Source organism: Pseudooctadecabacter sp., assembly GCF_965657175.1.
GTDB lineage: Bacteria > Pseudomonadota > Alphaproteobacteria > Rhodobacterales > Rhodobacteraceae > Octadecabacter.
Genome location: NZ_CBFHNH010000011.1, coordinates 1 through 25363 on the forward strand (window position 1 = coordinate 1; position 25363 = coordinate 25363).

At 60.5% G+C, this 25363-nt stretch carries 21 protein-coding genes; 2 read left to right on the forward strand and 19 right to left on the reverse strand.

Annotated elements, in window-relative coordinates; all coding sequences use genetic code 11:
* From ACTG36_RS10510 to ACTG36_RS10595, 18 genes are all read right to left on the reverse strand, one after another.
* A partial coding sequence (locus tag ACTG36_RS10510) for a tyrosine-type recombinase/integrase (RefSeq protein WP_439142250.1) occupies nucleotides 1–581 on the reverse strand: 581 nt, incomplete at its 3' end.
* 172 nt (nucleotides 582–753) lie between these two features.
* On the reverse strand, nucleotides 754–2217 hold the full coding sequence (gene cysG, locus ACTG36_RS10515) for a siroheme synthase CysG (protein ID WP_439142252.1): 1464 nt from the start codon (nucleotides 2215–2217) through the stop codon (nucleotides 754–756).
* Complete coding sequence (locus ACTG36_RS10520) at nucleotides 2214–3149, reverse strand: glycosyl transferase family protein (RefSeq protein ID WP_375282333.1); 936 nt, start codon at nucleotides 3147–3149, stop codon at nucleotides 2214–2216. Before ACTG36_RS10520 ends, cysG begins: the two co-directional genes overlap by 4 nt.
* Nucleotides 3146–5722, reverse strand: a complete 2577-nt coding sequence (locus ACTG36_RS10525; RefSeq protein ID WP_439142254.1) for a nitrate reductase — start codon at nucleotides 5720–5722, stop codon at nucleotides 3146–3148. The genes ACTG36_RS10520 and ACTG36_RS10525 overlap by 4 nt, the downstream gene beginning before the upstream one ends.
* Nucleotides 5719–6066: a nitrite reductase small subunit NirD gene (nirD, locus tag ACTG36_RS10530; protein ID WP_375282169.1), complete on the reverse strand. Its 348-nt coding sequence runs from the start codon at nucleotides 6064–6066 to the stop codon at nucleotides 5719–5721. The genes ACTG36_RS10525 and nirD overlap by 4 nt, the downstream gene beginning before the upstream one ends.
* Nucleotides 6063–8489 (reverse strand): nitrite reductase large subunit NirB, encoded by a 2427-nt coding sequence (nirB, locus tag ACTG36_RS10535; RefSeq protein ID WP_375282170.1) that lies wholly within the window; start codon nucleotides 8487–8489, stop codon nucleotides 6063–6065. The genes nirD and nirB overlap by 4 nt, the downstream gene beginning before the upstream one ends.
* A gap of 3 nt (nucleotides 8490–8492) precedes the next feature.
* Nucleotides 8493–10154: an ABC transporter ATP-binding protein gene (locus ACTG36_RS10540; protein WP_439142257.1), complete on the reverse strand. Its 1662-nt coding sequence runs from the start codon at nucleotides 10152–10154 to the stop codon at nucleotides 8493–8495.
* 5 nt (nucleotides 10155–10159) lie between these two features.
* The gene (locus tag ACTG36_RS10545; protein ID WP_375282172.1) at nucleotides 10160–11233 is read right to left on the reverse strand and encodes an ABC transporter permease; all 1074 of its coding nucleotides are present in this window, start codon (nucleotides 11231–11233) and stop codon (nucleotides 10160–10162) included.
* 81 nt (nucleotides 11234–11314) lie between these two features.
* Nucleotides 11315–12685 (reverse strand): CmpA/NrtA family ABC transporter substrate-binding protein, encoded by a 1371-nt coding sequence (locus ACTG36_RS10550; RefSeq protein WP_375282173.1) that lies wholly within the window; start codon nucleotides 12683–12685, stop codon nucleotides 11315–11317.
* A gap of 261 nt (nucleotides 12686–12946) precedes the next feature.
* Complete coding sequence (locus tag ACTG36_RS10555; RefSeq protein ID WP_439142260.1) at nucleotides 12947–14080, reverse strand: ABC transporter substrate-binding protein; 1134 nt, start codon at nucleotides 14078–14080, stop codon at nucleotides 12947–12949.
* A complete protein-coding gene (locus ACTG36_RS10560) occupies nucleotides 14077–14661 on the reverse strand; it encodes an ANTAR domain-containing response regulator (protein ID WP_439142262.1) in 585 nt (194 codons plus the stop codon). The genes ACTG36_RS10555 and ACTG36_RS10560 overlap by 4 nt, the downstream gene beginning before the upstream one ends.
* Nucleotides 14662–14823: 162 nt before the next feature.
* Nucleotides 14824–16800, reverse strand: coding sequence for a cation:proton antiporter domain-containing protein (locus ACTG36_RS10565; RefSeq protein ID WP_375282097.1), 1977 nt, complete (start codon nucleotides 16798–16800; stop codon nucleotides 14824–14826).
* A 1-nt stretch (nucleotide 16801) separates the two neighbouring features.
* Nucleotides 16802–17413 (reverse strand): NAD(P)H-dependent oxidoreductase, encoded by a 612-nt coding sequence (locus ACTG36_RS10570; protein WP_375282098.1) that lies wholly within the window; start codon nucleotides 17411–17413, stop codon nucleotides 16802–16804.
* Nucleotides 17414–17715: 302 nt separating this feature from the next.
* Nucleotides 17716–18624: a 2OG-Fe(II) oxygenase gene (locus ACTG36_RS10575; RefSeq protein WP_375282099.1), complete on the reverse strand. Its 909-nt coding sequence runs from the start codon at nucleotides 18622–18624 to the stop codon at nucleotides 17716–17718.
* Between the two features lie 53 nt (nucleotides 18625–18677).
* Complete coding sequence (locus ACTG36_RS10580) at nucleotides 18678–19466, reverse strand: SDR family NAD(P)-dependent oxidoreductase (protein ID WP_375282100.1); 789 nt, start codon at nucleotides 19464–19466, stop codon at nucleotides 18678–18680.
* Between the two features lie 33 nt (nucleotides 19467–19499).
* Entirely contained in the window at nucleotides 19500–20345 is an 846-nt protein-coding gene (locus ACTG36_RS10585; RefSeq protein ID WP_375282101.1) for a CmcJ/NvfI family oxidoreductase, read from the reverse strand.
* 41 nt (nucleotides 20346–20386) lie between these two features.
* Nucleotides 20387–20659, reverse strand: a complete 273-nt coding sequence (locus ACTG36_RS10590) for a YrhK family protein (RefSeq protein WP_375282102.1) — start codon at nucleotides 20657–20659, stop codon at nucleotides 20387–20389.
* Nucleotides 20660–20755: 96 nt separating this feature from the next.
* Complete coding sequence (locus ACTG36_RS10595; RefSeq protein ID WP_375282103.1) at nucleotides 20756–21193, reverse strand: MarC family protein; 438 nt, start codon at nucleotides 21191–21193, stop codon at nucleotides 20756–20758.
* 300 nt (nucleotides 21194–21493) lie between these two features.
* On the opposite strand from ACTG36_RS10595, the gene ACTG36_RS10600 reads away from it, so the two are divergent.
* On the forward strand, nucleotides 21494–21628 hold the full coding sequence (locus tag ACTG36_RS10600) for a hypothetical protein (RefSeq protein ID WP_375282104.1): 135 nt from the start codon (nucleotides 21494–21496) through the stop codon (nucleotides 21626–21628).
* On the forward strand, nucleotides 21628–22404 hold the full coding sequence (locus ACTG36_RS10605) for a DUF6065 family protein (RefSeq protein ID WP_375282105.1): 777 nt from the start codon (nucleotides 21628–21630) through the stop codon (nucleotides 22402–22404). Before ACTG36_RS10600 ends, ACTG36_RS10605 begins: the two co-directional genes overlap by 1 nt.
* A 55-nt stretch (nucleotides 22405–22459) precedes the next feature.
* Here the strand turns inward: ACTG36_RS10605 and ACTG36_RS10610 are convergent, their stop codons facing one another.
* Nucleotides 22460–25252 (reverse strand): bifunctional aconitate hydratase 2/2-methylisocitrate dehydratase, encoded by a 2793-nt coding sequence (locus ACTG36_RS10610; protein WP_375282106.1) that lies wholly within the window; start codon nucleotides 25250–25252, stop codon nucleotides 22460–22462.
* Nucleotides 25253–25363 lie beyond the last annotated feature (111 nt).

Genomic DNA, 25363 nt, shown 5'->3' on the forward strand with positions numbered 1-25363 from the left:
AACTCCTTTGCGGCCTCGACCGTGAACGGGTCGCAGGCGTGCCCCATCAGTTTTGCCTTGCTGAACACGATGTGCGTCCGCTGATATGCCTTGATCGCTGTGGGGTGCTTTGTACGCCAGATCGGGGAGAGCGCGTCTTGCACGTCCCTGACGGTTATCTTGGAGATTGGCTTGCGGCCCATGCTGGGGATGATGTGACGATCGAGAGGGCTTCGCCACCGGCCACGGGTGCCATCCCCTCGCAGGGTGGCTTTCCGCGCCTCGAACACCAATGTCACGAGTTCCGCGAACGTGGGATCGGCTTGATTTGCTGCAGCGCTTGCGGCTTCCTTCTGGCTTTGCCTCACTGAAATCGGGTCGCGCCCCTGTCGGAGCTCGGCGGCCCAGACGTCGCGGGCCTTCCGCGCATCCGACAAGGTCACGTCTGGCCACGAGCCCAAACCCATCTCCGGACGCCTGCCGTATATCGAATAACGGTAAACCCATTTCCCCGAGCTGCCACGCTTTATCAGCATCAGACCATTGCCGTCCCGATGCTTGCCGTCCGGCGCATTCTTGATCCCGATTGCAGTCAACGCCATGCCAGTCCCCCAGGTAGTCCCCCAGATCAGGGTGCGTTTCGTAGCTCCCACAAGCGACGCTATGCGTCAGTAGAGCGCTTTGGTTCCCTTCAACGTAAAGGGAAAGTGCATCACCATGCAACGCCGTGCGACAGGTGTTCCCCTCCGTGTGGGGGCACCACTTCATCAAAGATCAATGTGACAGATGCGGCCTGCGCTGGGCCACCGTGTTTTGGAATCGTTCTGGACGCGTTTGCGACACGGCCTCCAGTGTCGGTTCGGGTGTTTGGGCCGCTTCAAGATCGTGGGGCCAGCGCACGAGGAGGATCGTTTCGCCGGTGATGTCGTGTCGCGTCAGGGTGGCGGGCAGATCGTCCAGCGCGCATTCCAGCAGGACCTGACCTTTGCGTTGCGCTTTTGCGGCGATTTGCACGGTGAACGGGACGCAAGGGTGGTCATCCCGCAGCCGTTTGACGATTTGGGGCGCCGCGCCGACGGCCATATAAAGCGCCACGCAGGTGCCGGGTTGGATCGTGTTGATCGGATCGGGGACGGCATAGCCGTCCGTGCGGTGCCCCGTCGTCAGCACGAGGGTATCGACCCGGCCACGATCCGTGAGGCTTTGCCCCGCGCTCGCGGCCGCCGCACAGGCCGCCGTGACACCGGGGACGATTTCAAACGGGATGCCTGCGGCCTTCAGAGCGTCTGTCTCTTCCGTGCTGCGCCCAAAGATACCCGGATCGCCGCATTTCAGGCGCACGACGCGCTGGCCGCGTTTGGCGGCGGAAACCAGCGTTTGGGTAATCTTTTCTTGCGGCCAAGAATGACAGCCCGGTGCTTTGCCCACGTAAATGCGTTCTGCGTCACGGCGGGCCAGTTCCAGAATTTCAGGGTCAAGAAGACGGTCGTAATAGATCACGTCAGCCTCTTGCAGGCGCTGGACACCGCGCAGAGTGATCAGATCTTTGGCGCCAGGGCCTGCCCCGACAAGGCTGACACTGCCGCCTTCGCCGTCAAGATCGCCAAAGGTGCCTGTGTCGATGGCCGATTTGATCCGTTTTGCAGCATCGCGTTCCTGACCGCCTGCGAAAAGGCTGCGGGGCGTGTCGTTGAACACCCAGCGCCACAGATCGCGTCGCGCGCGTGGGGACAGACGGGCCGCGGCGGCCGATCGCATCCGTCCGGCAAGGGCCGCAAGATCGCCCAAACGCGGCTCAAGGCTTTCTTCGAGTTTGGTTTTGATCTGGCGGGCCAGCACTGGTGCCGTGCCTTCGGTGCCGATGGCCACCACCACGGGGTCACGGTCCACGATGGACGGCGTGATGGCATCGCACAGGGCGGGTTGGTCGACCACATTCACGGTCGCACCCGCCGCTTTGGCCAAGGCATGGAGCGCCATATCCATCCCTGGACAGCCCGTTGCCACAAAGACCAAGGCCGTATCGGCGAAGTCCTGCGGTGTGATCGGCCCCGCGCGGTGGGTCACACGGCCTGCTGCGGCCAGGTCCGACAATTCGGGGTCAAGGTCCGTTGCCAGAACATCGATCCGGGCTTGCGTCTTGAGGATCAGGCGCGCCTTCTGGGCGGCCTGTTCGCCGCCGCCCACGATCACAACGCGGCGGCCCGCCATCTGGAGGAACATCGGAAAGGTTTTCATGCGGACAGGCTTTCTGTTTGGTGGCGCGCATCCCAAAGGGCGCGGGCCAGTGTTTCAGCGTCGGGCAGGGTGGGCGCGGCGTCCAGCGCCCAAAGCGCCAGCGCGGCGGTGCCTGTTACCGTTGCCGTGGCGAAGTCATCTTGAACCGCGCCGTGCCACAGGGCGTGCAGATCAACGTGTGCGCCGGCCTCATGCAGGCGGCGGGTGTGGTGGACAAGCGCGTCCGCGCAGGCCTCAATATGGACGCCGCGGCGCAGGCCGAAAACGGCGATATCTTTGGACGGGTGGCGTTCAAATTCGCCACCACCGCCCTTGATGATCGCTAGGTCGCGCTGGCCCAGCAGGTCCGCCGCTTGGGCCTGCAGGCCTCGGTAGGACGGGTGGAACACGCCTTGCACGCTGACGGGGGCTTGGGCCGGGTTCCACATACGCAGCACCGTGTTGATGCAGGACCGCAGGCCAAAGGTGTCGCGCAGATTGAGGAGTTTGAACGCCGCAGGGCTGAGGGTCTCCAGCGGCGTATAAATCACCCCCGGACCTGCCAGATCGATGACATCACGCAGGGACGCCGATGCAGTTTGGTGCGAATTCCAGCCGTGCACGGACACGCGGTAGCCCGCCTGCGCCACCAATCGCGCAGCCAGCAAAAACAGAGGCGCTCCTCGGCTGCGGCCTGCGGCATAGGACGGCCAGTCAAGGTCCGCGTCGGGCAGGCGGCCCGTGACATGCGCCCGCAAAGCGGCCGTAAAGCCTGCGATTTCTTCGGGCGTTTCACCGCGCAGACGCAGCACCATCAACAGCGCGCCAATGGCTTCGGGGGCGGCCTCCCCCGACAGGATCAGCGTCATAGCCTCTTGTGCTTCGTCTTGTGTCAACGGTCGGGCCCGTCCGGCGCCACGGGCAACAATGCGGACAAACGGGGCGAGGGTCATTCGGCGGCCATGGCGATGGACCCGTCGGCGATCAGCGCCTTGAGTTCGGGTTTGCACGACCCGCAATTCGTCCCCGCACAGGTCGCATCCCCCAAGGCCGCGACGGTGCCCGCCCCACCAGAGATCGCCGCAAGCAATGTGTTGCGGCCCACGTTGAAACAGGCACAGACCGTGGCCCCTGGGTCGGGCAGATCGGCGGCGTGTCGACCGGCCAAGGCTATCAGGGGTGACGCTGTGGTGCCGATGGTGTCGTTGACGGCACTGCGGGCGACCACGACGGGGTGGGGCGCCACAAACAGCAGGGCCACAATCACGCCGTCCTGCACCATCGCCACGCGGGTGGTGGCGCTAGCCGGATCGGTCTGGATCGACACCTCGGCATCTGACAGACCGCTGAGGCGCAGGGCCTCGGCCTGCCAGTCAGTTGGGATGTCCTGCCCGGCGAGTTCCGCTTGCCAGCCGGTCGCGGTGCGCGCGATAGCTGTGTAGGGGGCGTGCACGTCAGGTTTGCGGCGGCTGGCCAGAAACCCGTACCACGTGGCGGGATAGACCTGCGCCGTGACGGGGCCGGATTTCAGGGCAGGTTGGCCCGAAACGGGGTCAACGACGGGGGCCGTCAGGCTGTTGATCATCCCGCGTCTGGTGCGTTGGCGGGTCCAATGCATGGGCGCGAAGAGCTGGCCTTGCGCCGCACGGTCGGTGATCAGCGCCCGCAGAAGCGCGCCGCCATAGAGACTTTGGACGTCGATCAACGCCCCCGGACCCGCGCCCAGCTGTGCCGCGTCAGCGGGGTGAAGTTCGACATAGGGTTCCGCCAAATGCGCGCCCAGTCGCGGCGATTTTCCCGTGCGCGTCATCGTGTGCCACTGGTCGCGGTTTCGGCCCGTGTTCAGCGCAAAACGTGGGCGAGACAGGGCGGGTGCCGCCACAGGGATCATCCGCGCTTTGCCATCGGGGTGATAAAACCGTCCGTCCGCAAAGAAGCGCTGCCCGTTGCGGGGCCATTGCGTGGGGATCAGGTTGACGTAATCCGCATCGGCAAAAATGCTGAGGTCCAGATCGCGGGGGACGGGCGACAGGGCTTTGTCCAGTGCCACGTATTCCGCGAAGACGTCGGCGGGTTTTTCGTAGGGAAAGGCGTTGCCAAACCCCATCCGCGTGGCCACATCGCTGATGATCCGCCAATCAGGTCGGGCCTCACCGGCGGGGGACAAAAAGGACCGCTGCCGCGAAATGCGACGTTCAGAATTGGTGACGGTGCCGTCTTTTTCACCCCACCCCGCAGCAGGCAAAAGCACATCGGCCAAATCGTTGGTGTCGGTCGCCTCGATCATGTCTGAGGTCACCACGAAGGGCACATTGGCAATCGCAGCCGCCACGCCATCGGCATCGGGCATGGACACGGCAGGGTTCGTCGACATCACCCAAAGCGCCTTGATTTTGCCGTCCGCGCAGGCCTGAAATAGGTCAACCGCTTTAAAACCCGCGCTTGTGCAAATCGTTGGGCTGTTCCAGAAGGATTGCACAGCGGCGCGGTGGTCTGGGTTGTCGATTTCAAGGTGGTTGGCCAGCATATTGGCCAGCCCCCCGACCTCTCGTCCGCCCATGGCGTTGGGCTGTCCGGTGACAGAAAACGGCCCCGCACCCGGTTTGCCTATGCGGCCCGTGGCGAGGTGACAATTGAGGATCGCGTTCACTTTGTCAGTGCCCGATTGGGACTGGTTCACCCCTTGGGAATAGACAGTAACGACCTTGTCGGTGCCCGCCCAAAGTTGGAAAAAGGTGGCAAGCTCACGCTCCGTCAGGCCTGTGTCGTTGAGGTTTGAGGCCTGCGCCGATTGGATTGCGTCGGCCACTCCGTTTACATGGGCGGACGTAAAGGCCGCGTCGATCCGCCCTGCCTTTGCCAGATGCGCCAGCAACCCGTTGAACAACGCCACATCCCCATCAGGCGCGATGGACAGGTGCACATCAGCCAGATCGGACGTGGCTGTGCGGCGCGGGTCGATGTTGACGATGCGCATGTTCGGGCGCGCCTCTTTCGCCGCCGCAATGCGTTGATAGAGCACCGGATGACACCAGGCGAGGTTCGATCCCACCAATACGATCAGGTCCGCCTGTTCTAGGTCCTCGTAGGTGCCGGGCACGGTGTCCGTACCGAATGCGCGTTTGTGGCCTGCCACGCTGGACGCCATGCACAGACGTGAATTGGTGTCGATATTTGCCGCCCCGATGAAGCCTTTCATCAGCTTGTTGGCGACGTAGTAATCTTCGGTCAGCAATTGCCCAGAGGCGTAGAAGGCCACGCTTTCGGGGCCATGTTCGGCAATTGCGGCGCTGAATTTAGCGGCCACGAGGTCGAGGGCCGTGTCCCAATCGGCGCGCTTGCCGTGGATCATCGGGTGCAGCAGGCGGCCGTCCAGATCGATTGTTTCGCCCAAGGCCGCGCCCTTGGAACACAGCCGTCCGAAGTTGGCAGGGTGTTCAGGGTCGCCTTTGATTGTGCCGTCAGCGCCCGCCAAAACCCCGCAGCCCACGCCGCAGTAGGGACATGTGGTGCGGGTGAGGGTCATGCAGCGGCCCCAGATGTTGACCGGGCTTGCAAGAACGAGCGATCCAGCAGGATGCGCCCAGCCTCCACCCGCGCGGGATAGGTCGCAACGCAGCCTTCGTCTGCGCCTTGGGCCTCGCCGGTTTCCAGCGAAATGACCCAGTTGTGCAGGGGGCAGGTGACGGACGTGCCGTGCACAATGCCTTCGGCCAAGGGGCCAGCCTTGTGCGGACAGGCGTTGTCCAGCGCAAAGACCTGATCGTCGGCGGTGCGAAAGACGGCCACACAGCCAAGCGCTGTCTTGATCATCCGCGCGCCACGGGCTGGCACGTCGTCTAGGGCGGCAATGTCGATCCAGTCGGTCATTCGGCGGCCTCCAAGATCAGGTTGGCGAGGGGCTGATACCGCTCCGCCTGTTTTTGAACATGCTCGGCCCATGGGTCGTGGCGGTAGATGGTTTGGCTGAGTTCAAAGCGTTCAACGAGGGCGTCGCGGTCTGCCTCCACCCGTTCTTTGATCCACTCAAGGCCGACCTTCGCCATCCATTTATAGATGCGATCCAGATACTTAGCGTTCTCACGATAGAGCTGCGTCACCGCCTTGATGACCAGAATGGCGTCGTCTTCTGTGGGCACTTGGCACAGCAGTTCGGTTTCTTTGACGTCCATACCAGCGGCCCCGCCGATGCTGATTTGATAACCGGAATCCACACACACCACGCCGATGTCCTTACACGTGGCCTCCGCGCAATTGCGCGGACAACCGGACACGGCGAGCTTCAACTTATGCGGCGTCCACGCGCCGTGCAGCGTCTGTTCCAGCTTGATCCCTAGGCCGGTGGAATCCTGCGTGCCAAAGCGGCAATGATCGGTGCCCACACAGGTTTTCACCGTGCGCAGCCCTTTGGAATAGGCGTAGCCAGAGACCATGCCCGCATCGTTCAGGTCTTTCCAAATGGCAGGCAAATCCTCACCCTTTACGCCCAGCAGGTCGATCCGTTGGCCACCTGTGACCTTGACGGTCGGCACCATGTATTTGTCGGCTGCATCGGCAATGGCGCGCAGTTCTTTGGGCGTTGTGATCCCGCCCCACATGCGCGGCACAACCGAATAGGTGCCGTCCTTCTGGATGTTGGCGTGTTTGCGTTCGTTGATGAAGCGCGACTGCGGATCGTCTTGATACTCAAGCGGCCAATCGGCGAGCAGATAGAAATTCAGGGCAGGGCGGCAGCTATGGCAGCCGTCGGGCGTTTTCCAACCGCATTCCTGCCAGACAGCCGGCATCGACGTCAGCCGCTGGGACTTGATCATGCGCCGTACGTCTTCGTGGGTCATGTCGGTGCAGCCACACATGGAGGCGGCAGCGGGAATGACAAACTCATCTCCCAAGGTCACCGCCAACACCTGTTCCACCAACCCCGTACAGGTCCCGCAGGACGCGGACGCCTTGGTCGTGGCTTTGATCGCGCCCAGATCAGAGGCGCCCGCCGCGATGGCGTCTTCGATTTGACCTTTGCAGATACCGTTGCAGCCACAGATCTCCGCGTCACGCGGTAAGGCTGCAACAGCTGCTAAAGGGTCCAGGGGGGTCCCCCCTTGATAGGCGGGTCCAAAGATCAGCGTTTCGCGCATCTCAGCGATGTCGGTCTTGTCGCGGATCAGGCCAAAAAACCAATTGCTGTCGGCGGTGTCGCCGTACATCACGGCCCCGATGACCACGTTGTTTTGCAGGACCAACCGCCGATACACGCCGCGCGCAGGGTCGCGGAAGACGATATCTTCGCGTCGTTCACCATCGGCAAAATCGCCCGCGCTGAACAGATCACATCCCGTGACCTTCAGCTTGGTCGACAACTCCTTTTGCACGAAGGCGTCGGCCTCCCCCATGAGGGTTTTTGCCGCCACCTTCGCTTGGTCATAGAGCGGCGCCACCAGCCCAAAGATCGCGCCGTCATGTTCCACACATTCGCCCACGGCCAGCACATCGGCATCGGACGTCAGCATCTGGTCATCCACATGAATGCCACGGCCCACGGCAAGGCCAGCGTCCTGCGCCAGTTTCACACTGGGCCGGATGCCCACGGCCATCACCAACAGATCGCAGGGCAGTTCGGTCCCGTCATCGAGGAGTAGGGCGCGAACGTGGCCGTCCTCACCGAGGATCTCCTTGGAGTTGGCGGAGCATTTGACGGTGATGCCTTTGTCTACCAGTGCCTTGCGCAGCAGATAGCCGGCAGCCTCATCCAACTGCCGTTCCATCAGGTGGCCCATGATGTGCACCACGGTGACGTCCACGCCCCGTGCTGCCATCCCAGCCGCCGCCTCAAGCCCCAACAGACCGCCGCCAATGACGACGCATTTGTGATCCGGCCCCAGGCCCATCATCTGTTCGGTATCTTCCAGATCGCGGTAGGCGATGACGCCGTCCAGATCGTGACCGGGCAGGGGGATCATGAAAGGATTGGACCCCGTGCCGAAGACAAGCTTATCGTAGGCCAGAACTTCACCCGTGGTCAGGGTGACAGTCTTCGCCGCGCGGTCGACCGCTTGGACCAAACAGCCAAACCGTGTGGTGATGGCGTTGTCCGCGTACCACGCATCATCGTGGGTCACGATTTCGGCGTAGGTCTTTTCACCCGACAACACAGGCGACAGCATGATGCGGTTATAGTTGCCGCGCGGCTCGCCGTTGATGAGGGTGATGTCGTAATCCGCCGCTGCCTCAACCAGCGTTTCCAGCATGCGGCCCGTGGCCATGCCAGCGCCGATGACGATTAACTTTTTTGTCATGTCTTACTCCGCTGCGATGGCTTTGGGGGGCTTGGGGGTGCTGCCGTGCTCATATTCCTCAAGGAAATCAAGCACCTCTTGGCGGTAGTTGTAGTAATCGGGGTGTTCCAGAAGCGCCTTGCGCGTGCGCGGACGCGGCAGGTTCACATCGGTGATTTTGCCGATGGTGGCTTGCGGGCCGTTGGTCATCATCACCACGCGGTCGGCCAGAAGGATGGCTTCGTCGACGTCGTGGGTGACGCAGATGGCGGTGACTTTGGTGCGCGACCAGACTTCCATCAGCACTTCTTGCAATTCCCAGCGGGTTAGACTGTCGAGCATCCCGAAGGGTTCATCCAGCAGCAACAGTTTCGGGGAAAGCGCAAAGGCCCGCGCGATGCCGACGCGTTGTTTCATGCCGTTGGACAGATCGGCGGCGCCCTTGTCCATGCTGTCGGCAAGGCCCACCCGTTCAAGGTAGTATTCGACCACGTCCTGACGTTCGGCCTGAGACGCGCGGGGATAGACTTTGTCCACCCCGATGGAGACGTTTTCCTTGGCCGTCAGCCACGGGAACAGGTTCGGCGATTGAAACACCACAGCGCGTTCGGGGTCCGCGCCTTCAACGTTCCAGCCATCCAGCCGGATCGCGCCCTTGCTGATCGGGTTCAACCCCGCAGCCATCGTCAGCACCGTGGATTTGCCGCAGCCTGAATGCCCGATGAGGGAGATAAACTCACCCTTGTTGATTTTCAGATCGAAGTTTTCGACAACCGTCAGCGGGCCTTTGGGCGTTGGATACACCTTGTCGAGTTGGGAGAAGTTGAGGAACTTTTCCTCGATCCCGCCCTCTTGCGCCTTGGCCACTGCCGCTGGCACACCGTGGATCGGCGTGACATTGGGCAACAGCCGCGTTTCTTCGACCTTGGCGGCGATGCCCACGTCCATGAGGTAGTTCGTGACCTCGGCGCGCAGGGCCTTGAAGGTCTCGTCGTTGTTCATCGCGATACGGTCGCGAGGGCGGGGGATATCGACGGAAAATTCGTCCCCCAAGGTGCCGTCTGGGTTCAACGCGATAATGCGGTCAGCGAGGATAATGGCCTCGTCCACGTCGTTGGTGATCAGCACGCAGGTCTTTTTGTCGGCGTCCCAAATCGCCTCAATCTCATCCGCGAGGTTCGCGCGGGTGAGCGCGTCGAGCGCGGACAAAGGTTCATCCAGCAGCAGCATTTCCGGGTCCATCGCCAGCGCACGGGCCACGTTGACCCGCTGGCGCATGCCGCCGGACAGTTCAGCAGGGCGGCGGGTGGCGGCGTGGCTGAGGCCCACCATGTTGACATAGTGATCGACCTTGGCCGCGCGGTCGGCTTTGGACAGGTCAGGGAACATCGTGTCCACGGCAAGTGCGACGTTGCCCTGCACGGTCAGCCACGGCATCAGGGAGTAGCTTTGAAAAATCACCCCCCGTTCGCGGCCTGGTTCGGTGACGGGTGCGCCTCGGTAGGTCACAGTGCCGCTGGTGGGTTTTTCCAAACCCGCCATCAGGTTGATCAGCGTGGTTTTGCCCGTGCCCGAAAACCCGAGGAGGACGACGAACTCACCCTCCGCCACATCAAGATTGATGTCTTTGAGGATCGGCGTCTCACCATAGCTTTTCGAGACGTTCTTGAATTGAAGAATACTCATTGTGATCACCGGTTGTTCGAGAATGTGAACATGGACTGCAGCGCGTACATCACACGGTCCAGCAGGAAGCCGATGATGCCGATGGTGAACACAGCGACCATGATGCGGGCCAGCGATTGGGAGGAGCCGTTCTGGAATTCATCCCAGACGAATTTGCCAAGGCCGGGGTTCTGGGCGAGCATTTCTGCCGCGATCAGCACCATCCAACCCACGCCGAGGCTCAGTCGCAGACCGGTGAAGATCAGCGGCAGGGCAGACGGCAGCACGAGTTTCGTGATCTTGGTGTAGGTGTTCATCTTCAATACGCGGCTGACACTGACGAGGTCCTTGTCGATGCTGGACACGCCAAGGGCGGTGTTGATCAGCGTCGGCCAAAGTGAACAGAGCGTCACAGTGATGGCCGAGATCAGGAAGGATTTTGAGAACATGCCGTCATTGGTCGACATCGCCGCAGAGACGATCATCGTGACAATCGGCAACCACGCCAGTGGGGAGACGGGTTTGAAAATCTGAATAAGGGGGTTCAGCGCCGCGTTGGCCGTGGCGGACAGACCGGCGGCAATGCCCAGCGGGATCGCCACGATGGACGCGATCAGGAAGCCGAAGAACACCGTTTTGATCGAGGTCCAGATTTGGTCGTAATAGGTTGGTTTGCCAGTATAAACACGGTCGCGGACCTTGTCTGGTTCACCATTGGCGATGTGTTCGGCGTTGCGTTCGTCTTGGCGGATATAGAACGCAGCCTCACGTTCGCCTTCGCGCACCGCATCGGCGCGCAGCTCCCCCACTTGTTCCCAGACTTGGGCGGGGCCGGGCACGGCACCAAGGGAGGTCTGGACCCGCGGCGCCAGTGTGGCCCACAGCCCGATAAAGACGGCAATCGCCAAAAGCGGAACACCCAGCAGACGCCAGATTTCCGCCACCTGCGCGCGCGGGTTGTCCCCTGCGGCGGCTTTCAGGATCGGCGTCACCCATGACAGGCCCAACACGCGGAACCATGCGTCGGCCTTGTTGATGCGGGCAAACCGTCGTTGGCGGCGGGCTTCGGTGTCCAGTGTGGCGGGGTCAATCGCGGTCATATCGGGGGTCCAACTGTTTGCTTTTGAGAAGGGAAAGAAGGGGCCCACCGCGCAATGCACCTGCGCGGTGGGCTGTCTGGTTTAGCCTTGGATTTCGCCGTCAATGACGGTCTGGCCGGTCTTCAGGCCGATGGGCAGGCTGTCGATATAGGCGTTGGGGGTGCGACCATCGAAGGGGATGGCGTCGATGATATCAGCCGCCGGAGTGGGCGCTTTGAAGCCGTCACTGTCCCATGGGAAGTCGGCCTCGTTGGCCATGCCTTCGTCGACCAGCAGGCGCGCGGCCTCAAGATAAATGTCGGGGCGGTAAACGTCGGCTGCGGTCTCAAAATACCACTCATCGGGCATGGTTTCCCCGATCTGGCCCCAGCGGCGCATCTGCGTCAGATACCAGATGGCGTCAGAATAGAACGGGTAGGTCGCGTTGTAGCGGAAGAAGACGTTGAAGTCCGGGGCAGGGCGCACGTCGCCCTTTTCGAATTCAAAGAAGCCGGTCATGGAATTTGCGATGACTTCGGCATCGGCACCCACGTATTCGGGACGCGACAACATCTGCACTGCTTCTTCGCGGTTGGCGTTGTCGTTTTCATCCAGCCAGATCGCGGCGCGGATCAGTGCTTTGGTCAGGGCGAGCGTGGTGTTGGGGTATTCTTCGGCGAATTCAGCGGTGATGCCGAAGACCTTTTCAGGGTTGTTGTTCCACATGTCGTAGTCGGTGATCACGGGAACGCCGATGTTCTTGAATACCGCCTGCTGGTTCCAAGGCTCCCCCACGGCGTAGCCGAAGATCGTGCCGGCCTCCATCGTGGCGGGCATTTGGGGCGGGGGCGTCACGGACAACAACACATCAGCGCCAATCTGGCCGGAGATGTCTTGTTCGCTGTAGTACCCAGGTTCCAGCCCACCGGCGGCCAGCCAGTAGCGGATTTCGTAGTTGTGGGTGGACACGGGGAACACCATGCCCATGTTGAACGGCTCACCACGATCAAGGTAGTCTTCAACAACAGGGGCCAAGGCGCTGGCGCTGATCGGGTGCTGGGGGCGACCGTCGTCCATCAGGGGGACGTTTGGCTTCATCTCATCCCAGATTTCGTTGGACACCGTGATGGCGTTGCCGTTCAGGTCCATGGAAAAGGGCGTGATGATGTGGGCCTCGGTGCCGTAGCCGATTGTGGCGGCTAAGGGCTGACCGGCCAGCATGTGCGCGCCGTCCAATTCACCGCTGATCACGCCGTCCAGCAGGACCTTCCAGTTTGCTTGCGCTTCAAGCGTGACAAACAGGCCTTCGTCTTCGAAATAGCCAAGTTCATAGGCCACCGCCAAAGGCGCCATATCTGTCAGCTTGATGAAGCCCAGTGTCAGGTCTTCTTTTTCAAGGTCCAAAGACTGGGCGGCAGCCGTTGTTGCCAACAGGCTGGAGGTCGCCAGCAGCATCGCGAGGGTTCTTTTCATGGGTCGTTCCTTTCACTGGCCCCGAGGGGCAAAACAAAAAAAGCCGCACGTAGAGAGCACGGGGGAGGAGGTCCGTGTTCCATACGAGCGGCTTTGCTCTTGAGAGTTGCGCGGTCTGCATCGACCGGTGCGCAGGGTCGGGCGTCGTTGCCCCTTGGCGGTATCATGCCCAGCAGGGCGAAGGGTCTTCAACGAATTTGCCACATTGCCGAATGAAAAAATGCTGCAATGCAGAGAATGCTCAGAAATTAAGCGCCCCGCCTAGCCGAAATCAAAGGTTCTGCTGTCAAAGAAGGCATCAGGTGCCAGAATCATATGCCCCCGGGTTGAGGCAACAGCGGTTTCAAAGTGCAAAGCGCCCTCAACCTTTTCGGAGGCTCCGGGCAAATCGGCCCCCACACCGGCCAGCGTTCTGCGGTAGAGATCGGACCGGAAACAGCCCTTGGCCTTTTGCAGCGCGTCCGCGTCCGCGCCCAACTGCTTGGCGATCCAAGCGGCCTGACTGCGCCACGGGAATGAGGCTGCGTTTTTGTGAAATTGCACGAAACGGTCCACGCCGATGGGGGCCGCGTTCGGACGGGGCACAATCTGGCGTGATAATGCGGGATCAATCAGATCGGGCGCAATGCTGAGGTGTTCGCTGCGCGCCAGAATTTCGATGGCCAGCGTGCGGTTTTCGGGTTTGTCCAACCACGCCGCTGCGCGAAAGACCGCACGGATCAGTTTGCAGGCCGCGTCTTCATTGCTGTCGACCCATTCGTGGCGGGCGGCCAAAACCTTTTCGGGGGCAAACCCCCAGACGTCGGATCCCGACATCATCAGTTGGCCCACATTTCGTTGCACCGCGACGCTGCCCCATGGTTCTCCCACCCAAAAGGCGTCCACAAACCCGTCGGCCACTGCGTCGGCCATGCGCGGGGGCGGCACGGTGATTTCCTCAACCTCAAACTCCGGCGCAGTGGAGGTCCAGTAGGACATCAACAACCGGTGCATGGAGTGGTGAAAGGGCACGCCGATCCGCAAAGGGCCTGCGCCGCGCGCGGCAAGTGCGGCCAGCAATCCGTTGGCATCCCCAAAGGCGACACCGCCAAGGTCCGCGGCCACGCGGTTTGACACGCCAAAGACCGTGCCGTTGACCGACAGCACCATCAGCGCATCCACCTGCGCAGGCAGCCCACCCAACCCGATCGACATCGCAACCGGCATAGGCGACAGCATATGGGCCGCGTCCAGATGCCCCAACGCAAGCATATCGCGCAGGGCCGACCACGACGGTTGCCGCACAAGGTTCAGATCCAACCCTTCTTCGCCCGCGAACCCCAGTTCCTTGGCGATGACCAAAGGCGCGCAATCCACCAGCGGCAGGTAGCCGCAATTCAGAACGGTTCCGGTCATGACAACAGATCCGCCGCCGTCACGAGGGCCTGCGCCACATCAATGACCTTGCGGTTCTGGCCCATCGCGGTTTTGCGCAGCAGGGTATAGGCCTCATCCTCGGACAGGGCGCGTTGGCGCATCAAGATGCCTTTGGCGCGGTCGATGGTCTTGCGATCCTCCAGCGCCTGTTTCGCGGCATCCAGTTCCGACTGCATCTGACGCATGACCTTGAAACGGGCGATGGCTGTTTCAAGAACGGATTTGATCCTCTCCATCTTCAGCCCGTCGACCACATAGGCGCTGACACCGGCATTCAGCGCGGCCTGCGTCAGGTTCTCATCCGTTTGATCCACGAAGAGTGCCACGGCCCGTTTGGAGGTCTCGGTGGCGAAGGAGATATGTTCAAGCGTGTCGCGGTCCGGATTGCTGAGGTCGATCAACACGATGTCGGGTACAAATTCTTTAACGGTCCGGTCCAGCGCGGAAATCTGGGCCAGCGCTTTGACATTGGACCACCCCGCATCTGTCAAAGCCGCAATGATGCCGTGGACACGGTAAGGATCAGGTTCGACAACAAGGATGCGCAGGTCACTGTTCATGGCTGGGTTTTTTGCCCCTACCGAGGGGAGGTCAACCGCGCGCGCGGCGCAAGGCAGCCCTGCCTTTTCGATCTGCGACCGAATGGGGCAGTTGGCGCCCATCTGCCTAACTTTTCAGCGCGTTCCGTTCTGCAGGGTGCGGGCGGCTGACCCCGACGTTCGTCAATCGTCTTTGACGGCGTGGTCAGCCACGATCGCACGCAGGTCCTGTTCCGACGGAGGGAACCAACCACGGTCTGTGTCCAAATCAAACGCTTCGCGCTTGCCAAAGATTTGCGCCTCGCGCTCCTCCATCAGGGTTTTGGCCTTGTCCATATAGGCTTGGTTTTCGGTCGTAGGGATGTCGGGGTCGTAGACCATCGCCATCTCCTTGAGGATATGCCGGTCATCTTCTGCGAATTTGCGCGCGACCAATTCGGCGTCAAAGGGATGCATGCCCAGCCTTTCAAAGGCTGTGCGGCCTGTGCGCACACTGGAATCGAAGGTTTCGCGAATGATGTCCGTCACGCCCATGGCGTAAAGGTCATAGACATGCGTGCGATCTACAGCGCGGGCGATGATCGGCACGTGGGGGTGGTTTTCGCGTACGTGATGGACAAGCGCGTTGATCTGGTCCTTTCCGTCGATCGCCACGACCAGAAGTCTGGCCTTGTCGATACCGGCGGCGTGGATGAGGTCGGGCCGTGTCGCGTCGCCAAAGAACACCTGAAAGCCAAAGCTGCGCAGGGTCTCCAGATGGCTGGCGCTGTAGTCGAGGACCGTCGTCGTATACCCTGCGGCCCGCAACATGCGATTGACGATGCCACCAAAACGGCCGTGGCCTGCGATGATGACCTCTCCGTCTTCGTCGACGGTATCGGCTTCTTGGGACTGGGTGGCGACAAAACGCGGGGCGATGACCTTTTCGTAGAGGATGAACAGGCCGGGCGTCAGCAGCATGGACAAGGCCACGATCAGCAACAACCGGTCCGCCACGCTTTGCGGGATCACGTCTGAGGCAATGGTGAACGACAGCAGCACAAAGCCAAATTCACCTGCTTGCGCCAGCCCCAAACCAAAAAGCCACCGGTCCGGTCCGTCGATCTTAAAGATCTTGGTCAGCACCAAAAGAACAGCGGCCTTAAGTGCGATCAAACCGACAGTCAGACCGATGATCGTGCCGAATTCCCCGAACAGCAGATTGAAATCAATCGCAGCCCCCACGGTCATAAAGAACAGCCCCAGCAGCAGACCGCGGAACGGGTCGATGTCGGATTCCAGTTCGTGTTTGTATTCGCTGTTGGCCAGCACAACACCCGCAAGAAACGTGCCCAAGGCAGGCGACAGCCCCACAAGGATCATCAACAAAGCAATGCCGATGACAAACATCAAAGCGGCGGCCACAAACAATTCGCGCAGCCCTGCCATTGCGATGAAACGGAACAACGGCCGGGTAAGGTAGGCCCCCCCAAGCACCACCGCGCCGATGGCGCTGATCGTCACAAGGGCCGCTTGCCAACCGGGCAGACCTGCCACCAGATTAAGGGTGGGGCCCTGATCATCCCCATCGTCGTTCCCATGCGCATCACCGGGGGTGTCGCCATAACCTGCACCATGGGTGTCCGTGGCGGCCATATCCATCAGTTCCGGCATGGCCAGCAGCGGGATGAAGGCCAGCATCGGAATGACGGCGATGTCTTGAAACAGCAGGACAGAAAAGCTTGATTGTCCGCCTTGGGACTTCATCAGCCCTTTTTCATTCAACGTTTGCAGCACAATCGCCGTCGACGACAGCGCCAGAACCATGCCGATGGCCAGCGCGATCGTCCACGGCTGGCCAAGGGCAAGGGCCACTGCCATCACTAAGGCTGCGGTGCCTGCGACCTGCAACCCGCCCAGCCCCAGAAGTCTGGCCCGCATGTTCCAAAGCATCTTGGGTTCCAGTTCCAGCCCCACAAGAAACAGCATCATCACAACGCCGAATTCTGCAAAGTGCTGGATGGAAATGACGTCGACGCCCAAGGCCGTCAACAGCGGGCTGATGACGATACCTGCGATCAAATATCCCAAAACAGACCCCAGCCCGAAACGGGATGCAATCGGCACAGCAATGACGCCAGCCACAAGAAATACAAACGCGAGAAGAAGAAAATCGGTCATCTTATTGGCCCTCGGCCTGAGTGAGAATGTCGTCGGCGGTAATCACCGCTTGGCGATCTTTTGCGGCAAGGCCTTCGGGCGCGGTCTGGGCCTGCTGTAACAGCTGGGCATAGCCATCGACATGGCGCTCCAGATCGGTGTCTTCGTCGGCCTTCAGCGCGCCGAACAGCACGTAAGGGGCCGCAAAGGTCATCCCGCACAGGCGGGCGGTTTGTTCCAGCGGCACCAGAAAATCGCGGATCGGGTGGTTTTGATACCCGTCTGTCGAATAGGCCTCCGTCGCCCCACCAGCGGTCACCGCCAACAGCAAGGTCTTGCCCGCCAGTTTGTCACCGCCATGGCCGTAGGCAAATCCGTGTTGCAAGACCAGATCCTGCCATTCCTTGAGGATGCTGGGCGTCGAATACCAATACATCGGAAACTGAAAAACGATAACGTCATGATCCAAAAGCCGCGCTTGTTCGCGGTCGATATCAATATCATGGCGGGGATAGTCTGCATAAAGATCAACGAATGTGACCGTGTTCATGGCCGCGGCCCGTTTCGCCATCAACCGGTTGGCGCGGCTGAATGTTTGGCCGGGGTGGGCGTAGTAGACGATGACTTTGGCCATCACGGATCCCTTCTTTGATGCAGGGTCTCGCGACAGCCCTATCGGGCCTGTTCCCCACGTTGTGGTTTGGACACCCGGTGGGCGGGCCTGCCTTTCAGCGTAGCACACAATACGGGCTGGCTGTCATCGTTATCGCGATTGATACTCAGGGTAAACGCGGAAGACCGGAGTTTTCAATTCCGCATTTGTACATAATCAAGACAGGTGCCGCACCCTTTCGGGACGCGGCACCTGTGGTCGGTTGAGGTCGGGCCTGTTTTTTACAGGATCGGTCTACGTGTGACGCCTTGATGGGTTCGCCCCTAGAAGGGGGCAAAGCGATCGCTTTTCGCATTGGGAATAGACCACCGCGTTTGCGGATCAATGTCGGCCACGGGGCCGCCCTGACGGGGCACCTGACCGTGATCGCCATAAAGCCACAGCACAAAGTTGGACCTCTCGCCGCTTTTGATCGGCATGGATTCATGCGGCACGCTGCCGTGGTGGATCAGGGCTGTGCCCGGTGCGAAGGTCAGCTCTTCGATCCGGCGGGTGGCGTGGTCAAAGAACCGCACGCCCGAGCCTGAGAATTCCTCCCCCGGCAGGTTGAGGTTCAGGTTCAACGTCACAGCCGACGCATCCGTGTGGGCGCGCAGCGACGTGTCCGCATCCGCCTGCCACCGAATCGAAAACCCAAAGGTCTGCGTGTCATAGCCGAAGGTGTCCGGAAACAGCAGGCGCGAAATCGGGCGCATGTAGGCATCCATCAGGCTTTGGTAGAAGGCCTGAAAATTGGGGGCCGCCAGATATCCTTCGGACCGTTTGTCGAGCATCGCCCCACCACGGTTCAGCGAAATCCCGTAAGGGGGACGCACGGGGATATCCGCGTCGGCCACAGCGGCCATATAATCGCGCAGCACGGACAGTTTTTCAGGGTCGAAGAACTGGGTCTCATAGACGCCGGGGAAAACCTCTTTCCACAGGTCTTTGACCGCGCCTTCTTTGGTGGGATCGTCCCACGCCTGTTCCACAGCGGCGCGCAGTTTGGGATCATACAGATCGCTGCCCAGAACATCTGAGCGGCCGGTTTCTGTTTCCCATTCGGCCCATGCCTGTTCGAACAGCGCTGTGTACTGGTCCCAGAACTGCTGGACGGATGGCGCGCGTTGCAGCATGGCTTCGCGGCTGGGGCGGTCGATGGTGCGGGCTTGTTCAAGAGATTGAAGTGCCATTTTGAGGGTTCCTTTTCGTGATATCGTCCAATGCGCACGGTGGCGCGTTTGGGTTAGCTGAGGGTGACCGCCACATCCGCGATGGCCGTCATGACGTCGGCTGAGTGGCCAGCGTCCAGTGCCGCGCTGTGGGGCTGGGCGAACTGGCGGCTGTCGTTGTCAAAATACGCCCCGTTGGCATCGGCGAACGTGTCGCTGAGGGCGGCCATCCGCAGGATCGACGCCCCGATTTGCAGATCATTGCCCGCCACGCCGAAGCCTTCCTTGACCATTTTGGAGGCCAGCAAAGACCCGGGGTTCACAGCCACAAAGAGAGGGCCGTCCGGCAATTCTTTTGCCAATTCACGGGTCCAGATGGTGATGGCCAGCTTGCTTTGGGCATAGGCGCTCATGTCATCGAGGGTGTGTTGACCCCGCATCGCGGCCACGTCCACGGCGGCTTGGGCGGCCGATGACAGGTTTACGACGCGACCATCTGCGGGGATGATCGGCAGCAGGTCGCGGGTCAGCACGTAGGGCGCGATGGTGTTGACCACAAACCGCGCATCAAGCCCGTCGGCCGTGATGGGTTTGGGCAGCTTCAGAACGCCTGCGTTGTTGATCATAATATCGAGGCGGTCGTGCGCTTTGCGGATGTCAGCGGCCATGGCGCGGACCTCTGCGATGTTGGACAGATCGGCGCGGTAGGTTTCGGTCGTGCCGCCAACCTCCTTTTTCGCAGCCGCAAGTTTCGCGTCGCTGCGGCCATGCAGCAAAATTGTGTGGCCTTCGGCGGCCAGGTTGCGGGCGGTCAAAAGGCCGATGCCGTCAGTGGCACCCGTGATGAGGACTGTCTTGGTCATGGTATTTTCCTTGGATGAAAAGGCGGGGATTGGTCAGTACCGGACCAGTGTCCGGCTCTCGATGCTTTTGCGAATGGTCTGAATGCTAAGGTCTTCGACCATATCAAGGGCACTGTGCGCGATGGACGGACGCCCGCGGTTGTCGAAAATGTTGAAGTAGACCACGTCATCGGGCGTCATTTTGGACATATAGACCCATTCGTGATCGGGGTTGGCCGCCAGACCCATGATCTGGCCATTGCGGTCGGGGTAGATGAGGTCAAGCAGGATCCAGTCCTCCTCAGCCACACTTTCGGGCAGTATAAACCCCAGCGGGGCGGAGTTGATCGCGTCGCCCACAGGCCGCCAGACATTGATGAAGGCAAAGTGCCCGTCACGCCATTCTGCGGCCTTCTCGGACCCCACCAGATCAATCAGGCGTCTGTGCGCGCCGTCGACGCTGTAATCGCTGTGAACATTGCGCGCAGGTTTGCGCACCGCGTCCGGATCATCGACACGCAGGGTGTGGTCAAAGATGATGACCTCTTTGGCGTTCAATTCATCTTGCAGCAGCTTGGTCAGCTCCGCGTCATAGGTGTCCCGCCAGTTGGTATCGTCGGCGTAGGATTGGACCTTGGTCGGAAAGTCTGTGAACGCCACAGAGGCGTCTTCGAACGTGGTGGCGACGCCCACAGCGCGTTCGTCAAAGACTTTCACTTCGGTCGGGGCCAATTCGGGGGAGATCAGGTTGCCCTCAATCCCGCCGGCGTCCAATTCGAAAGCCTGCCGTTCAGGTTTGTGAACGTGGTAATTTACGGTTGCGACTTGGGTCACCGGATACTCCTCATTGCGTCTTGAGGCGTATTTAGCATCCGTTGAAATTATAAAAACGGCGCTCATCCGAATTCATTATTCCGCTTTCGAGGATAATGACCGTGCGGTTAACCTTTGGTGACATCGTCGTAGTCATCCAGCCGCAGATAACCGATTTCACGGTACAGCTTGATCGTCGCGCGCAGACCAAAAAGCACAGACCCCACCACAAACAGCCACGTCCCCGCATAGGTCGTGTTTTCCTTGAAAAACAGGACGCTGCCGATCACAAAAAGCGCCGCCGCTGAAAAGTCGATGATGGTATAGGCCACTTCGCAATAGGCATAGAGCCGTTTGTGGTCTTCGGATTTGGTGTGTTTTTCGGGGTTAAAGATCTTCATCAGATGTCTCCTATGCCAGTCCGGGCAGGACGGCTTTGACGCCTGCTGTGATCATTTCAACGGCGATGGCCAGCAAAATCATCCCCATCAGACGGGTCATGATGACCCGCATGGTGTCGCTATGGATCTTGCCAAAGAACGACGCGAAGAACAGCACAGCAGCGCCAGAATGACACCCACAACGCCGCCCACGCCGATCAGCCCCGCAGCGGTGTCTGCTTGCCCCGCGTAGATAATGAGGGTCGCGATGGCGCCCGGTCCCAGGATCATCGGGAAGGTGATGGGGTAGAAGGCGAGGCTCGCCAGGTCTTGCATGTGGTCCTGTTCGGCGTCTGATCCGTGATGGGAGGTGATGCTGTTCCCGTTCAACATGGACCACGCAATATGCGCCAAGACCACGCCGCCCGCGATGCGGAACTGATCCACCGTGATGCCGAAAAACCCGATGATCTGTTGTCCGGCCAGCAGGATGACCGCGCAGATGATCGCAGAAAACAGGGTGATTTTCAGCGCCAGGGACCGTTGTTGCGCCACCGTGAACCCCGCAGTCTGGCCAGAAAGACCGGCAGGTTTACAAAGGGGTTCATGATCGCGAAGAAAGCGCCGAAGGCTTTGCTGAGGTCTGCGAAATCCACGCTGGGTCCTTTGGTGTGTTCGCCTCAACCTAGAGGGTCAGCGTCGATTGGCAATGACCGAAGCGGTAGCTTGGGGCGGTGCACGGAAGTTGCTTTCCCTAGGGTCAGGTTTTCCCCCATTGGCGATAATGAGGCGGTCAGCCTAGGCTGATGCGTCTGCCAATTTGCAGTGAAATCCATTATTTTACAGGAGGTTTTTATGACGTATTCCATCAAGACACCCCCTCATTCCATGAAAGACACCGGTGTCGTGGCCTTGGGCAACGGGGGCATGTCGCCGGCGGCCCGCAAAGCGGCTAAGGCGGATGCTGCCAAGGACAGCGGTCGGGGCTGATGTCGGTGAAAGTGGCGGGCGCCCGTGTGGCCAAGGCCACGCGAGACGCGCCCGCAATGACCTTTTTTCAGGTGATCGACGGGGGGCTTGCACCACAACGGGCTGATGCATCCGCCTTGGGCACGGTGCCCACGGACGGGTTTCGCTATTGCGAACCTTTGCGTGCGGCCAGCGCTTTTGGCTGGTATGTGTTCTTGCCGGTGGATTTGAAGGTCCGGTGGGACGGGTTCGAATTTTTCTGGTCCATCGACGGTGGCGCGTGCTGGTATCATCTGACCTCAGCCGTGCAATACCCTGATGCGGCCGCCAGATTTGATCGGTCGGCCCCTGAGGGGATGCGCGGTCTGTCGCCGCCGTTTTTGAAACGGACGAATGTGGCGGATACGTTGCAAATCTGGACCGGGTGTTTTGCGCAGACGCAGGCGGGGATGTCCACGTTGGTGCGCGCGCCCAGCAATTTGGCCGCACCCGTGGGCTGTCGCATCGTCGAAGGGATTGTTGAAACCGATTGGTGGTTCGGCCCGCTGTTCGCCAATGTGCAGTTCACCCATCCCGATCAGATCGTGACCTTTCGTGCGGACTGGCCCTTTGTGCAGCTGCAGCCGGTGCCGCAATCCGTTTTGCGTGAGGTCGGCAAGGCAGCGGTTGATGTGACACGCGGGATCGACGGCTTCGGGGCCGCCCAATGGGACCGCTACCGCGCGACCCTTGAGGGCAAGGCCGCAGCGCACGTCGGGGGCTATGCTGCCCGCGCGCGCAAACGGGCAGCCCCATAAAAAACCCCCGGCGGGCAGGGCCAGCCGGGGGGTAAACAATTCTGGTCTGTCGGTCCTAGAAGTGGACGGAGGCCATTTTATCCAGCGGTGTCTTCGCAGGTGGTGCGAATTTCGTCAGATCGATGCCTTTCACGGCCTCTTTGTATTCCGTCAACGTGGGCGTGCGGCCCAGAATGGCGGACAGGACGACCACAGGTGTGGAGGCCAGCAGGCTTTCGCCCGCCTTGTCGGCTGAATCCTCAACCACGCGGCCTTTGAACAGGCGGGTGGATGTGGCCAGAACCGTGTCGCCCTTGGCGGCCTTTTCCTGGTTGCCCATGCACAGGTTACAGCCGGGACGTTCGAGGTAGAGGATGTTTTCATACTCCGTCCGCGCTTTGCCCTTGGGATCGCTGTCGTCGAATTCGAAACCGGAGTACTTTTGCAGCACGTCCCAATCGCCTTCTTCTTTCAGTTCATCCACGATGTTGTAGGTTGGGGCGGCCAGAACCAGCGGTGCTTTGAATTCGACACTGCCGTTCTTTTCTTCAAGGTTCCGAAGCATTTGCGCGACGATCTTCACGTCCCCTTTGTGGACCATGCAGGACCCAACAAAGCCCAGATCAACCTTCTTTTCCGCACCATAGTAGGAAATCGGGCGGATGGTGTCGTGGGTGTAGCGCTTGGAGATGTCAGCGTTGGTGACATCCGGGTCCGCGATCATCGGTTCCACAATGGCATCCAGATCGACGACCACTTCGGCGGCGTATTTTGCATCCGCATCAGGACGCAAAGCAGGCTTTTCGCCGCTTTCGATCTGGGCAATCCGCGCGTCCGCAATGTCGATGAGGTTTTGCAGCATGCCGTTTTCATGCTCCATCCCTTTGTCGATCATCGTCTGGATGCGTGATTTGGCGATCTCAAGGCTTTCGATCAGCGTCGCGTCCTCGGAAATACAGATGGAGGCTTTGGCCTTCATCTCAGCCGTCCAGTCGGTGAAGGTGAAGGCCTGATCGGCCAGCAGGGTGCCGATGTGGACCTCGATGATGCGGCCTTGGAACACGTTTTCGCCGTGCTGCGCCAACATCTGTGCCTGCGTGGCATGCACCACGTCGCGGAAGTCCATGTGCGGGGCCATTTCGCCTTTGAACGTGACCTTCACTGATTCAGGGATCGGCATAGAGGCTTCGCCCGTGGCCAGCGCCAAAGCAACGGTGCCGGAATCCGCACCAAAGGCCACGCCTTTGGACATGCGCGTGTGGCTGTCGCCGCCGATAATGATGGCCCAGTCGTCCACGGTGATGTCGTTCAGCACCTTGTGGATCACGTCGGTCATGGCGTGATACTTGCCTTTGGGGTCGCGCGCAGTGACAAGACCGAACTTGTTCATGAACGCCATCAGACGGGGCGTGTTGGCCTGCGCCTTAAGGTCCCACACGGACGCAGTGTGACAGCCCGACTGATAGGCACCATCCACGGACGGGGAGACGACCGTGGCGGCCATCGCCTCAAGCTCCTGCATGGTCATCAGGCCGGTGGTGTCTTGCGATCCCACGATGTTGACCTTGACGCGTGCATCGGATCCCGCGTGCAAGGTCGTGTCGTCGGCCACGCCCAAGGCATTGGCGTTGAAGATTTTTTCAACAGCTGTCAGGCCCTGACCTTCGATCGTGACCTCTTTGGAGGGCGCATAGGCGGATTTCACGGGGATGCCCAAAGCCTCACAGGCAAATGTTTGGAGCTTTTTGCCGAAGACGATGGCGTAGGACCCGCCGGCCTTCATGAATTCCATTTTCTGGGGGGTGAAGGACGGGGCCATATCGACCAAGTCTTCGCCAGCCTCAGACACCAGCTTTTTATCGCGGGTGTTGATGGTCAGCACGGTGCCGGTTTCAACCGAATACTTTTGTTCCAGCACGGGGTTGCCGTCGTTGTTCAGGATCGGCTGGCCGTCTTCGTCCAGTTTGCGGACCCAGTTTTTCAGGTTCACACCGATGCCGCCGGTGACGTCCACGGTGGTCAGGAAGATGGGCGAAATGCCGTTGGTGCCCGCAACCACAGGGGCGATGTTCACAAACGGCACATAGGGGGAGGCCTGCTTGCCGGTCCAAAGGGCCACGTTGTTCACGCCGGACATCCGCGAGGATCCTACGCCCATGGTGCCTTTTTCCGCAATCAGCATGACGCTTTTGTCAGGGTGCTGCAGCTTCAGGTCTTCGATGTGCTTTTGCGCCGCTTCCGAGATCATGCATTTGCCGTGCAATTCACGGTCTGCGCGGGAGTGGGCCTGATTGCCGGGCGACAACAGATCGGTGGAGATGTCGCCTTCGGCGGCCACATAGGTGACCACTTTCACCTCTTCGTCGATTTCGGGCAGCTTGGTGAAGAATTCGGCGTCCGAATAGCTTTCCAGAATATCACGGGCCACGGTATTGCCTGCGTCCAAGGCGTCCTTCAGGCGCGCCATGTCAGCGTCGTATAGGAACACTTGGGTTTTCAGAACGTCGGCTGCGTCTTGCGCGATGGCCGCGTCGTCGCCCAAGGCCAGATCAAGCAGCACTTCGATGGAGGGGCCGCCCTTCATGTGGCTCAGCAGTTCAAACGCGAAGGCGGGCGTGATTTCGGCCACGTTGTCCTGACCCAAAATAACGTTCTTGAGGAATTGCGCCTTAACACCGGCGGCAGAGGTCGTGCCGGGCAGGGTGTTGTAGATGAAGAAATTGAGCGCCTCATCGCGGTGTGTGTGGGCCGTGTCGCGGATGATGTCGATGATCTCTGCGGTCAGCGCGCCGTCGTCGATGGGCTTGGGGTTCAGGCCTTGATCGGCGCGGGTGGCGATTTCGTCGCGGTATTGGTCATAAAGGGTCATGGTGGTGTCTCCGGTCCGGATGAATATGCGGGTGGCGTGAGGGGGGGCTAATCCGACTCAAACGCAATTGTATGCCGATGTATGCAAAACCGATGCGCGCCGCAACCCCGT

Bases quoted from the DNA above. Each gene is read 5' to 3' on its own strand.
- cysG (WP_439142252.1), bottom strand. From the start codon at position 2,217: ATGAAAACCTTTCCGATGTTCCTCCAGATGGCGGGCCGCCGCGTTGTG.
- ACTG36_RS10520 (WP_375282333.1), bottom strand. From the start codon at position 3,149: ATGACCCTCGCCCCGTTTGTCCGCATTGTTGCCCGTGGCGCCGGACGG.
- ACTG36_RS10525 (WP_439142254.1), bottom strand. From the start codon at position 5,722: ATGACCCTCACCCGCACCACATGTCCCTACTGCGGCGTGGGCTGCGGG.
- nirD (WP_375282169.1), bottom strand. From the start codon at position 6,066: ATGACCGACTGGATCGACATTGCCGCCCTAGACGACGTGCCAGCCCGT.
- nirB (WP_375282170.1), bottom strand. From the start codon at position 8,489: ATGACAAAAAAGTTAATCGTCATCGGCGCTGGCATGGCCACGGGCCGC.
- ACTG36_RS10540 (WP_439142257.1), bottom strand. From the start codon at position 10,154: ATGAGTATTCTTCAATTCAAGAACGTCTCGAAAAGCTATGGTGAGACG.
- ACTG36_RS10545 (WP_375282172.1), bottom strand. From the start codon at position 11,233: ATGACCGCGATTGACCCCGCCACACTGGACACCGAAGCCCGCCGCCAA.
- ACTG36_RS10550 (WP_375282173.1), bottom strand. From the start codon at position 12,685: ATGAAAAGAACCCTCGCGATGCTGCTGGCGACCTCCAGCCTGTTGGCA.
- ACTG36_RS10555 (WP_439142260.1), bottom strand. From the start codon at position 14,080: ATGACCGGAACCGTTCTGAATTGCGGCTACCTGCCGCTGGTGGATTGC.
- ACTG36_RS10560 (WP_439142262.1), bottom strand. From the start codon at position 14,661: ATGAACAGTGACCTGCGCATCCTTGTTGTCGAACCTGATCCTTACCGT.
- ACTG36_RS10565 (WP_375282097.1), bottom strand. From the start codon at position 16,800: ATGACCGATTTTCTTCTTCTCGCGTTTGTATTTCTTGTGGCTGGCGTC.
- ACTG36_RS10570 (WP_375282098.1), bottom strand. From the start codon at position 17,413: ATGGCCAAAGTCATCGTCTACTACGCCCACCCCGGCCAAACATTCAGC.
- ACTG36_RS10575 (WP_375282099.1), bottom strand. From the start codon at position 18,624: ATGGCACTTCAATCTCTTGAACAAGCCCGCACCATCGACCGCCCCAGC.
- ACTG36_RS10580 (WP_375282100.1), bottom strand. From the start codon at position 19,466: ATGACCAAGACAGTCCTCATCACGGGTGCCACTGACGGCATCGGCCTT.
- ACTG36_RS10585 (WP_375282101.1), bottom strand. From the start codon at position 20,345: ATGAGCGCCGTTTTTATAATTTCAACGGATGCTAAATACGCCTCAAGA.
- ACTG36_RS10590 (WP_375282102.1), bottom strand. From the start codon at position 20,659: ATGAAGATCTTTAACCCCGAAAAACACACCAAATCCGAAGACCACAAA.
- ACTG36_RS10600 (WP_375282104.1), top strand. From the start codon at position 21,494: ATGACGTATTCCATCAAGACACCCCCTCATTCCATGAAAGACACCGGT.
- ACTG36_RS10605 (WP_375282105.1), top strand. From the start codon at position 21,628: ATGTCGGTGAAAGTGGCGGGCGCCCGTGTGGCCAAGGCCACGCGAGAC.
- ACTG36_RS10610 (WP_375282106.1), bottom strand. From the start codon at position 25,252: ATGACCCTTTATGACCAATACCGCGACGAAATCGCCACCCGCGCCGAT.